This is a genomic window from Paenibacillus sp. N3.4 (assembly GCF_008017805.1).
Classification (GTDB): Bacteria; Bacillota; Bacilli; order Paenibacillales; family NBRC-103111; genus Paenibacillus_E.
This window is the reverse complement of sequence record NZ_VRTT01000134.1, coordinates 1-10,774: the sequence shown is the minus strand read 5'-3', so window position 1 is coordinate 10,774 and position 10,774 is coordinate 1. Positions and strand designations below refer to the sequence as shown.

The window sequence follows — 10,774 nt, the reverse complement described above, 5'->3', positions numbered from 1 at the left end:
GCATATCAGACTGTTAACCACCGTCAACGTCTTTGCCTTCGTGCCAAGATTTCAAGGTAACAACCATTGTCTCCATTAATGGTTAAAAATGGATTTTTTCCTGACAAAAATAAAAAAACATTTAATTATTAGAAGAGGTATTGACCGCCTCGTTCATATCAGCTTAACAACCCATTATTTCCTTGCCACAATCATAAAGCGTTTAGTATTGGTCTTTATTCCCTTCTCCGTTTTATTTGATTCAATAAACTTTTGAAGTATTTCGAAATCATGATCAGTTTGCCCAAAGTTAGGAATAACAGGGGTGTATTTCAAAAAGAAGACCAAATCCTCGTAAGTTTGGAAATACTGCGTTGCATCATATTCAAAGGACTGAATATCGGTAAAACCTGCTTCAGCTAGCTCTGTAAGGTATTTATCTTTTAAGATCCCTTCATCAGTTCCGAAATCCTGCCCTCTGCCGAATGCTTGTTTAATGTTTAGTTTATCATTTTCACTTACCTGTTGAGTTAAGAATAAACCATCATTGGCTAATGCTTTTGAAACTTCAGTTGCATAAAACTCACTGTGCCGACAGGACACCACATTAAAAAAGAACTCAGGAAAGGTAATATTTTCTGCTTCCATTTGTAAGAAGCGAATATTTGTTTTATTTGATTTTTTTAAGTTTTCAGTAGCGGACTGAATCATTCCTTCTGAGTGATCAATGCCAACAAGTAGTAATGCTGCATCGGCAATAGATATTAAAGCTTCTCCACCACCCGTACCAATATCAAGCAATAAATTGGACTTATTGCATCTTTGAGTAACTTCATAAAGGAAATTCCATTGTTCTCCTTCAGAAGTAGTTCTTAATTTACTAAAGTCCCAACCGTTTAATTTTCCAACCTTGTCGTAAAAATCCTTGTACTCAGACCTGTTCATATTATGTCCTCCATCTTCAATTACCTTTTCCACACGTTTGTATGTACTTGTATCAATTGATAATAACCTTCCGTTGTCCATTGATTTTTGAGATGGTATAAATTTCAGATTCAACCGTAAATATTTCTAGTAATTCAAGCGCGCGTTTATCCGATACTTCTTCAGGGATATCAAACCCTTGAAAACTTACATTCAATAAATTCGCTTCAAATGAATGTAAAAATTCGTATTGACCAGCATAGGTGAGAGCAATTTTTCCATCCCATTTAATATCAAATTGTTTTAATTCTTTTTCTGAGAAATGTATCCGATGTTCAGCAACAGAATCGTGTCCTAATAAATAAATGTTAAAAGACGGATTGTCAAAATCATATTTTGACAATGGATCAACATTATACTCCTTTGAACCGAGCTGTCTAATACCAAATTGATTTAGCTCTTTCCCCACCTGAAATCCACTTGCTTCTTCCCAGTAAGTTGATGATAGCGTACAACTATGATAATTATTCCAAACGATTTTTGCCTGCCAGTCAGATACTGCTTCATCATCTTGAGAATCCAGCTCATTATTTTCTTCATCGTAATCCGCCGATTCTAAATATAAGTCAAACCAGAGTCCATCTTCATTAATGTGACCACTCCAAATAAATTTCAAGACTCGATGTCCATCTTTCTATTAAGCAGATTTACCGTACATAAAATTTCCGGTATTCGAAAACTATATAACAGTTGTTTAGTACAAATTCATTAATTATGGAGGTTCCAATTGACACAACAAATTGATCCAAACCAGTTGAAAAAAGCAGAAGTATCAACAACACTTGCTAAAAGTCTCATTAGTCAAGCTATTGAACAATCGGCAGCAAACCCACTACTTTGCGAAGAAGCTCTAAAGCAAGCATCCGCTGAAATAGCGCAAGCACAAACAATGATTAGTCAAGTTCAATCGGCCATCCAAACTTCTTCTCAACCATCTCCGTAAAATAAGAAGAATAGAAAGAGGGTAATTTTTCAAATTCAGAAAGTAAATGACTGACTCTAATAAACAAAAAAATGAAGGCAGTCTACTACGTAATAAAAAGTAGTAGACTGCTTTTCATTGTTTAACTCTCGTTCCCCGTGAGCTTAGCAAGTGACTTTAAAGGGGTGCTGCCAACCAAACCCAAAAGCAATCGTGATATGAAAAAAGCCGAAATTTCCGTACGCTAATGGGAATTCACGGCTTTCAGTCAATTCAAAACTCATCCCAAATGTTTCAATGTCTGGACCGATCTTCGATTTAGATAGCATTTATATAATTCAAGACCCTGTTTGATCGCCGCAGCCTAAATAGCTAATTTTTCACATTGAAGTAAGTAAAAACAGACAGATACTCTAGCAGTCAGCTTCATCTTCACATCCAGCACGATGGCGTCGGAGTCGTTCCGCCGTATGCTCGAGCCCGCGGCCGGACATCTTCGCTACCGATATGTCCAGCGCAGCCACGAGCGGCGCCAAGACCAGCGTCGTCGTATCGCCCGCCCGTTCCCGCTCCGTCATATCCTTGAAGAAAATCATGACCAAAGTACTGACCTGGTAATCAGGAATTTCGTCTTTCGTGATAGCCCTTGATAAAGAAGTTGATCTCTTCAGTTGTCAATTCCTTGCCGTCGCGCTTCTTCTCAATCAGATCTACCATTCTCATCGTCTTATTTCTCCTCACTAATTCTATATTGAACTGTCCTCCCGCTGCTTCTTACTTACAAAAACAATCCGGCTACTATAGCTGACAATACGCTCACCATTGTTGCACCGTACAACAATTTTAGACCAAATCGAGCTACTACATTGCCTTGCTTCTCATGTAGCCCCTTTACCGCGCCAGCGATAATGCCGATAGATGAGAAGTTCGCGAAAGACACGAGGAACACGGATACGATGCCTATCGTCCGTCCTGTTAACCCTGTATGCTTGCCGAGATCGAGCATCGCCACGAATTCGTTGGCTACCATCTTTGTCGCCATTATGCTTCCCGCTTCCACCGATTCCTTCCATGGAACGCCCATGATGAAAGCGAACGGAGCGAAAATATAGCCTAATAACTGCTGGAAAGAGACACCTAGTATGCCGCTAAAGATGCCGTTGATCAATGCGATCAGCGCGACGTAGCCGAGCAACATCGCCGCGACGGTGATGGCCACTTTGAACCCGTCCATAATATATTCGCCAAGCATCTCGAAGAACGATTGCTTCTCTACATCTAGTACTTCCAGAATATCCTCTTCCTTCGAAACCATATAGGGGTTTAGGATCGAAGCGATAATAAATCCGCCGAACAGGTTCAAAACGAGTGCGGTAACGACATACTTGGGGTTAATCATTTGCATGTACGCGCCGACAATCGACATGGAAACGGTCGACATTGCGGAAGCACAAAGCGTATATAGCCTCTGCTTCGGCAGCATTCCGATTTGCTTTTTAACGGAGATAAATACTTCGGATTGCCCTAGAATGGCGGAAGCCACCGCGTTGTAGGACTCCAGTTTACCCATTCCGTTTACTTTACTCAATACAAGACCAGTATACTTAATAATGGACGGCAAAATTTTGGTATACTGCAGAATACCGATGAGAGTGGAGATGAATACGATCGGTAGCAAAACTGACAAGAAGAATGGAGCTTGTCCTTGATTGGCAATACCACCGAACACAAAATTGACGCCTTCCCCCGCATAAGATAGCAACTTCTCAAAAAGTGTCCCAAAGGCTCCAATGAAGAGCTCTCCGACACTGGTATGAAGCAAAGCAAAGGCAAGCAGCGCTTGTAATACGATCATGACAACAAGCGGCCGGTAGCGGATGTTCCGCCGATTGTTGCTTAATGCGTATGTTAGGACAAAAACGACTAGCACGCCCAAAATGGCAACCAAATACCTCATGTTGTTGTTCCTCCACTGTTTTGTATTCTTAGTTTGCCTATCTTAAGCGTTTGCAACACCACTATAAGAAAAATAATCCCAAAGAATTATTTCTTTCTCAAGGCATCCGCCCGCAACAGCGTATGATCAATCAAACCAGATAAATTCAAGTTGTTCTCTCCTTTTATACACGGACTGAAATAACGTACGAACGTCGAGTCTGTCTTTAGTTCTTCCTGGCGTCCATATGCTAAATATGCTTTTTTATTTGATTCACAATACTTCATGGTTATCTTAGGACAGATGTAATTTGAACCTCATAAGACATATGTAAAAAATTGGGCGTTTCTGGAAACCGTAGGATGCATGACAGGAATGTCATACCTTGCGGTTTCTTTTATAAGATTCGCTTCTGCCGCCAGAAGTAGAGTATAGTAGGAGTAGTTGATAATATATTCCAGGAGGCTACAGCCATGTCACAGGAGATTTGGATTAACCTGCCGGTCAAAGATGTTGAGAGGTCAACTGCCTTTTTCAATGAGATTGGATTCCATGCGGTGAGCGTTGGTAACGAGAGAGCCAAGCTTGCCATAGGCCAAACAACGATTCTGCTGTTCCCGGATGCGGTGTTTGAGAAATTTACAGGTTCAAAAACCGCAGATACTTCCCATAGCGCAGAAGTAATATTTTCCATTGGTGCTGAAAGCAGAGAAGAAGTAGATGCCTTTATTCAAAAAGTAGAGTTTGCCGGAGGAAGCATCTTTGGCAAGCCGAGTGAAATTGACGGCTGGATGTACGGCGCAGGATTTGCCGACCTGGACGGTCACCGCTGGAACCTGCTGTACATGGATGAGAGCAAAATGCAGAAACGCTAATATGGAAACGCCGATCACCTGCTTAAGGTCACCGGCGTTTTTTTTACACCCCGTATAATCTCATATCTGTCATTCAAATCAAAATCGTTGCTTAGAAGGAAAAATTCGTGGGTTAAACTAATACAAATCACCTGTATCGTTCGCCATTAGTTGAATAACATCGACCATTGATTAATTACCCCAAAATATGGATGTACCAACTATAGTGAAGGAGTTTTTATCTATAAACATTTTTGTATTCCCAATTTGATACTAAATGCATATACTTTATTGGTCCTTTCAACAGGGTAGTAAATAAACATCTGAATTACCTTATCTATCATTCCAATTTTGTGTATTTCTAATTATTTAAATATAAGGAGAAGATTAAAATGGTTAGTGTACCATTCCCCTCACAGTGGGGTATCCACGCTTCTGTAGGTGGTAGACCCGTCGTTTATGGCACATTCAACATCAACTCTGTTACAGGTAACAGGGTAGCTGGCTCAATTAATTTTCGTGATAGAGATATTCCAATTAATGGATATTGGGAAGAAAGCACCAAACAAATAAGAGTGGATTCACCTTATGCCTCGTATTCTGGTAATTTAACTATATCCGATGATCCCTCGATTAGAATTCGACATTTTATTTTAAGTGGACGGCTTATAATGAAGCCCCCCTCTTTACAAGCAGGTGAGTATGGAACTTGGCTTGCTACAACCGATACAGGTCTCACTGGATCTCCCATTATTAGTAATGCCTTGCCTCCTGTTGGAGCCTTTTTAACATCAAATTTACTTCATGGGGGAGTTGGGCGTTGAACAGATGGATCTTCCTAATTTGCATCCCATGCTAATAGAGTTAATATAATCGTTCATACTGGTACTCAAAGAAGTCCTCAGATTTATATAATTTGAGGGCTGCTTTTATGTGCTTAATTACCCCTTTCATCTTCCAGGATACCCATTAAAATCGGACATCTTCTTTGCATTTTTGAAAAATCCTTGTTCAACTAACCTGCCCGTCAATGCCCAGCGGTACATCTGAACAAAAATCTTTCTTTAGTGCAGATGTCTATACTTAGAGTTGCTACAGCTTTATTGGGCTTCCACATTTGAAATGTTATATACAGGGAGCCATATTAAAAACGAAGTTCCTTTACCTCTAACGCTAATTACATCGACTGTCCCCTTATGTTCTTCCAAGATCCACTTTGCTATTGATAATCCTAAACCAGTACCCGGCGTTTTCCCTCTTGAGGAATCAGCTCGATAAAATCTATCGAATATGTGAGGGAGTTCGTTAGGATCCATTCCAATACCGGTATCTCTAATCATTAATCTAACTTTATCTTTATCTCTTAAGGCGTTAATCTCAACATAGCCTTCTGAAGTAAATTTAAAAGCGTTATCGATAAAAATAAAAAGCAATTGTTGTAGGTAATCCTTATCTCCTAATACGATGGTATTCACCAGAACATCTAAGCCTTCAGTTTTCAATTCAGCAGCCTTGGGAATTAATTGTGCCTTTCTCACTACCGAATCGACAATAGATTTAAGTTCGACTACTTCACTTTTCATTCGAAAACCTGCATCCGCTCTGGCGAGTGCCAGGAGATCATTAACCAATCTCCCCATTCTTGTTGCTTCATCCGTAATGTCATTAAGAGCCTCCACAGATATTCGAATTTCCTCTTCTTCGGGTAATCTACTAGGGTAATTTTCCAGAGATGTCCATATTTTCTTAAGGAATTCGGCATTCCCCGTAATTGTGGTAAGAGGTGTTCGCAGTTCGTGAGAAGCGTCAGCTACAAAACGTCGTTGAGATGCATATGAATTATCTAATTCTCCATAAATCGTTTGAATACGTTTAAGCATTCCATTGATGGTTTTACTGAGCAGACCAATTTCATCTTGTGCGCCATTATGTTGTATCCTATTTCCAAAATCCTCACTGTTTCGAATTTGTTCAGTAGCACTAATTAAAGAATACACCGGTTTTAGAGCCTTTTTCGATAACAACCATCCCATATACGTTGCAATAAATATTACAATAAGCGATAAAATTAGGAGTACTAGACGCAAATTGAAAAAAACATACTTATAACACTAGTATTATAGGCGGATTGTAACACCCCAACCAGCTCACCGTTTAGCATTAAAGGGGCGTTATATATTAAAAAAGGCGAATGATGAATTGTTGGGGTATCATAATATCCAGCTTTCTTATCTGCAAGAATTTTTGTAGAAAATGGCAATTGAACATTTCTTAAGTTAGCTGACTTTGTCTTATATCCACTAACTAAGTTAATAATTTGCAAGTACATACCTGACTGAACTGAATCGAAATCGTCAAGTTGAAAGAGCAAATTCCATCCCATAGGGTATAGTTCAAGCTGATACTGTACATTCCTTTGAAGCACATCAGTTTGTTCCTTAAGCGTATTTTTTAGGTCACTAAAAATGTAAAATTTCAAAAAAACATATAAGACAATACCAAACAACAATAAGGTTATAGATAAAATGCCTGAGTATAATAAGGTCATCCTTAAACGGATAGTCATTAGATTAGTTCCGCCTTTGCTTCATTATTTTTACCTATATTATCCAATTCAGTGATTAATTTAAAATTAAAATAGGATAAATTCTTGGTTGTTAGTTTAGTACATATGCATAAAAATCCTCATTTTGTGAATATGTAAAAGGAGCTGCCGCGGCAGCTCCTTCATCGTTTGTATAGATAGAGTCCTTCATTGAACACACGTTCTGCGTTAGCTTAACCTTTTTCCCATCTCATGATAAAGGTACTACAAAATGATAGTACTTAATTAATCAATCTTAAAAAGTCCGTTTACCACATATTACTTATAGGAGCTATTGGGTTTGCTTTATATTTATACTCTGATGACTACAAAATATTCCCTTGGGCAAGGCAGGATGAATCCCTAAAGTATTTACACTTATTAATTACAATTCCTTTTCCTCTCGCGATCTCATACGTAATAAATTTAATGATTCCACGGAAAGAGAAGGGGATAATCAAGCAATTGATAAAATACTATCCACTACTATGTTTTGTGCTGATTTCATGTTTTTTCTTTTTAATTATTTCATTAGAACCCGTAATGTTACTTACAGGATTTATCATAGCAATAATATTGTTTTTTCTTGAATTATTTTTACTCTCTTATGACTTGATAAAATAAGTTCGAAATTTGCTCTAAACTGCCCTTTATTCGCAGTGTGAAAAAATTCAATACAAATCAGCGTTTAATTTCACCGTGATTATGCGTATAAGTTTGTGTCGCAAAACGATTATGTACCTATGCTTGTTTCGTCGCCTCGCGACACAAACATAGGTGCTTTGAAATAGAAAATCCCCGATTAACGGGGATTTATAAGCACTAATGTTTGTGTCGTCGGACAGCTTATATCGACTTCTCCCTAAATCAATCTCTTCATACCTCGCAACCACTCATAAAAGCCATCATCGAAGAATAGATCGGGGATGTACGTTTGAGTGTAATTGCAATTAGGGCAAAGAAGAACCAACCCCTGTTCAAGAATCTTAGGGTATAATTTCTCGTGCTTACTGTTGAGTCCGCAAGTGAGAGGTTGCAATCCATCTGCCTGCTGGTAATCTTTAATGCGTTGCTTGACATCTTCTTGGTTCATTTTTATCCCCTTTATTTGTTCAGTTCAGAATTATTATACAAGATGTAATCATCTACAACACCAAAAATAATCTAAACGCCCATTAGATTTCTACTAGTAATGCCCATGTTAACCTGCCCTTTAGCTTAAAACGCAGCCGAGATTCATTCGGCTGCCGTTTATTCTTGGTTACTGAACTATTGTTACCCAGTAGTTTGAAATTAGGTATAGTGGCCAGCACAATGATCCACATCACGGTCGGGCAAAATGCGTTTGAGCTGTAAAGAATCTTTTATTTGGATGGAATGTAAATATCAATTTGACTATCTTTGTTTTCTAATGTATGAATGTCGTTCCAATATTCGATATCGATAGGTCTACTACCATACGTTTTGTTGATAAAATCATATGTAGTTCCAATTTGGGATTCTTTTCCTTGATGAATAATTTTGATAAAACGTCCAGCTGGTAATGTGTAAGTAATCATATCGTTAGGAATCACATCGAAAGTTGTCACCTCGTAGGCAATCACATGTTGATATGGTACATCGGGAGTCCAGTGACCGTCATGAGGATATATTTGAATTAAATACATCCCTGAGCTTATCCTATTTTCTATTTCAAACTTTCTTTTATCTAATTCCTCACGGAGAGTTCCGCCAATTTTCGATTCGATGACCTTGTTTAGACTTTCCTTTATTGAAAAGCCAACCAACTTAATCTCTTCTCTCTCCAGAACGCTGACTTCGTAAGTAATAATAAAAAAACCTCCTTTTAATGGAAAATATATCCATAACCATTATATGAAATGTTTGACACCATGAAAAGAAAAAGATGTATCATAGAATAATAAAACTTGCTCAGATTAAAGCAACCCATTGCCAATGAACCATGCAAATAATTCCAATTACAAAAAAAGTAGCTACCAGTTCATAAATAACATTCAAGAATTTCTATTCCCCGAACCGAAACCGATTACATATCCGTCTAAATCTTGAACAGAAAAATCCTTCCAAGTTCCCCAATCATACTCGGTTTCTTTAGGTTCAGAAACGATAATTGCACCATTTGTTTTAAGCTCAACAAATAAAGCATCCAATTCATCATGATTTTTTATATAAGCATATGTATTCCAAGTACCTTTGTTTGGTTTAACATCTTCTATATCTGTTGCTTGAATCAATTTAAATCCTAATCCAAAATTATCTCGAATTGCCCAAAACTCGTTTACTTCACACCCCAGGGTATCTTCATAATACTTCTTAGACTTTTCAAAATTTGATACCAACAAGACTGTAAGAGAACTTTCAATCTTCGTTTTGATAATTTCCACATTTTTCACTCCCTTTAGCCATTGGGAAATTCACCCATATATAGAATAACGAATGTACGTTCGCTTGTAAAGGTACTCATTCAAAATGGTCACCACGCATAACTGCCCGTTACTTCAATGAACAAAAAAGTGACCCACAGCAACGGGCTGTGGGTCATAATTATTTATATATTTTAAAGGGGGTCAGTTTTATTATAGGCTTGATTCATTAAAGCTATATGAAATTAAGATTTCATTCTTGTTACATTTATTAAGCTAACGTTCTATTCCCTTCCCTTAATGCTCCAAGAAATACATGTATATTTCTTTTAAGAAACCGTTGAAAGCCTAAGCAAACGCTCAGTCATCCAAATGCCGGAGGAATTCAAGTACACGTTGCAACAGCAACGCCGTCGCGTCAGCGTCATACGACGGCAAACTGCTGTCTGCGAAGTAGTGTTGATCGCCTGGGTACAAAAAGAGATCGGCATGATTGGCCGACGCCACGAGCTCACGTGCGCCTCAATGTCGCCCTCGTCAACGAAATAGGGATCTGCGTCCATGCCGTGAATCTGCATCGGCAGATCCGCTGGCCAGGGAGATCCGAACATCGAGGTCGGAACGCAGGAGTAAAAGAACAACGCGCCACGGGCGCCTTCACGGGTCTGGGCGAGCTTCTGGGCTGCCGCTACACCGAGCGAAAACCCCGCATAGACGAGCTCACGCGGAAGCTCACTAGCCATACGTGTACCGCGCTCCATTATCTCTTCGAACCCAATCTCCTTGACATAGGCCATGCCGTCCTCGATAGTGGTAAACAAGTGACCGTCGAAAAGGTCAGGAACGTGTACAGTGTACCCCTCCCCTCTGAGCTCGTCAGCGAAGGTGTAAATACCCTTTGTCAGTCCGAGTGCGTGGTGAAATAAAAGAATCTCGGCCATTTCTCTTCTCCTCCCACGTGCAACATTATGAAAATTGCGCCTCTTACTCATCATAGATTTCGACCCCTTACTGTCGTTATCCTGACCGTTAAATCGGGTAGGAGGCTACTCATTAGTTGAGTAGCCGACCTCCCACACCACCGTACGTACCGTTCGGTATACGGCGGTTCCTTAGTTTACACAGTGACTT

At 39.1% G+C, this 10,774-nt stretch carries 12 protein-coding genes and 1 pseudogene; 3 read left to right on the top strand and 10 right to left on the bottom strand.

What is annotated here, in order from left to right:
• Positions 1 to 174: 174 nt before the first annotated feature.
• Together FU659_RS33560 and FU659_RS33555 are read right to left on the bottom strand one after the other, a co-directional pair.
• A complete protein-coding gene (locus FU659_RS33560; RefSeq protein ID WP_147951508.1) occupies positions 175 to 924 on the bottom strand; it encodes a class I SAM-dependent methyltransferase in 750 nt (249 codons plus the stop codon).
• A gap of 52 nt (positions 925 to 976) precedes the next feature.
• Positions 977 to 1,579, bottom strand: coding sequence for a hypothetical protein (locus FU659_RS33555; protein ID WP_147951507.1), 603 nt, complete (start codon positions 1,577 to 1,579; stop codon positions 977 to 979).
• Positions 1,580 to 1,690: 111 nt separating this feature from the next.
• Here FU659_RS33555 and FU659_RS33550 point away from each other — a divergent pair, with 111 nt between their 5' ends.
• Positions 1,691 to 1,906, top strand: a complete 216-nt coding sequence (locus FU659_RS33550; RefSeq protein ID WP_147951506.1) for a hypothetical protein — start codon at positions 1,691 to 1,693, stop codon at positions 1,904 to 1,906.
• Between the two features lie 446 nt (positions 1,907 to 2,352).
• Here FU659_RS33550 and deoA read toward each other — a convergent pair.
• Positions 2,353 to 2,608, bottom strand: a pseudogene (gene deoA, locus FU659_RS33545) (pyrimidine-nucleoside phosphorylase); the annotation flags it as partial.
• Positions 2,609 to 2,663: 55 nt separating this feature from the next.
• Positions 2,664 to 3,842 (bottom strand): NupC/NupG family nucleoside CNT transporter, encoded by a 1,179-nt coding sequence (locus tag FU659_RS33540; protein ID WP_147951505.1) that lies wholly within the window; start codon positions 3,840 to 3,842, stop codon positions 2,664 to 2,666.
• Positions 3,843 to 4,294: 452 nt separating this feature from the next.
• On the opposite strand from FU659_RS33540, the gene FU659_RS33535 reads away from it, so the two are divergent.
• Together FU659_RS33535 and FU659_RS33530 are read left to right on the top strand one after the other, a co-directional pair.
• A complete protein-coding gene (locus FU659_RS33535) occupies positions 4,295 to 4,696 on the top strand; it encodes a VOC family protein (protein WP_147951504.1) in 402 nt (133 codons plus the stop codon).
• A gap of 371 nt (positions 4,697 to 5,067) precedes the next feature.
• Entirely contained in the window at positions 5,068 to 5,499 is a 432-nt protein-coding gene (locus FU659_RS33530; protein ID WP_147951503.1) for a hypothetical protein, read from the top strand.
• A 276-nt stretch (positions 5,500 to 5,775) separates the two neighbouring features.
• Here FU659_RS33530 and FU659_RS33525 read toward each other — a convergent pair whose 3' ends face one another.
• From FU659_RS33525 to FU659_RS39500, 6 genes are all read right to left on the bottom strand, one after another.
• A complete protein-coding gene (locus tag FU659_RS33525; RefSeq protein ID WP_222708713.1) occupies positions 5,776 to 6,672 on the bottom strand; it encodes a sensor histidine kinase in 897 nt (298 codons plus the stop codon).
• A gap of 80 nt (positions 6,673 to 6,752) precedes the next feature.
• Positions 6,753 to 7,241: a hypothetical protein gene (locus tag FU659_RS33520; RefSeq protein ID WP_147951501.1), complete on the bottom strand. Its 489-nt coding sequence runs from the start codon at positions 7,239 to 7,241 to the stop codon at positions 6,753 to 6,755.
• 880 nt (positions 7,242 to 8,121) lie between these two features.
• Positions 8,122 to 8,352, bottom strand: a complete 231-nt coding sequence (locus FU659_RS33515; RefSeq protein ID WP_147951500.1) for a hypothetical protein — start codon at positions 8,350 to 8,352, stop codon at positions 8,122 to 8,124.
• A gap of 271 nt (positions 8,353 to 8,623) precedes the next feature.
• Positions 8,624 to 9,067, bottom strand: a complete 444-nt coding sequence (locus tag FU659_RS33510) for a GyrI-like domain-containing protein (protein WP_261808220.1) — start codon at positions 9,065 to 9,067, stop codon at positions 8,624 to 8,626.
• A gap of 207 nt (positions 9,068 to 9,274) precedes the next feature.
• A complete protein-coding gene (locus tag FU659_RS33505; protein ID WP_261808218.1) occupies positions 9,275 to 9,664 on the bottom strand; it encodes a VOC family protein in 390 nt (129 codons plus the stop codon).
• A gap of 308 nt (positions 9,665 to 9,972) precedes the next feature.
• Positions 9,973 to 10,584 carry a dienelactone hydrolase family protein gene (locus FU659_RS39500; protein WP_483874521.1) on the bottom strand — a complete coding sequence of 204 codons (612 nt, stop codon included), beginning with the start codon at positions 10,582 to 10,584 and terminating at the stop codon, positions 9,973 to 9,975.
• Between the last annotated feature and the right edge of the window lie 190 nt (positions 10,585 to 10,774).

Bases quoted from the DNA above. Each gene is read 5' to 3' on its own strand.
- FU659_RS33560 (WP_147951508.1), bottom strand. From the start codon at position 924: ATGAACAGGTCTGAGTACAAGGATTTTTACGACAAGGTTGGAAAATTA.
- FU659_RS33540 (WP_147951505.1), bottom strand. From the start codon at position 3,842: ATGAGGTATTTGGTTGCCATTTTGGGCGTGCTAGTCGTTTTTGTCCTA.
- FU659_RS33535 (WP_147951504.1), top strand. From the start codon at position 4,295: ATGTCACAGGAGATTTGGATTAACCTGCCGGTCAAAGATGTTGAGAGG.
- FU659_RS33530 (WP_147951503.1), top strand. From the start codon at position 5,068: ATGGTTAGTGTACCATTCCCCTCACAGTGGGGTATCCACGCTTCTGTA.
- FU659_RS33520 (WP_147951501.1), bottom strand. From the start codon at position 7,241: ATGACTATCCGTTTAAGGATGACCTTATTATACTCAGGCATTTTATCT.
- FU659_RS33515 (WP_147951500.1), bottom strand. From the start codon at position 8,352: ATGAACCAAGAAGATGTCAAGCAACGCATTAAAGATTACCAGCAGGCA.
- FU659_RS39500 (WP_483874521.1), bottom strand. From the start codon at position 10,584: ATGGCCGAGATTCTTTTATTTCACCACGCACTCGGACTGACAAAGGGT.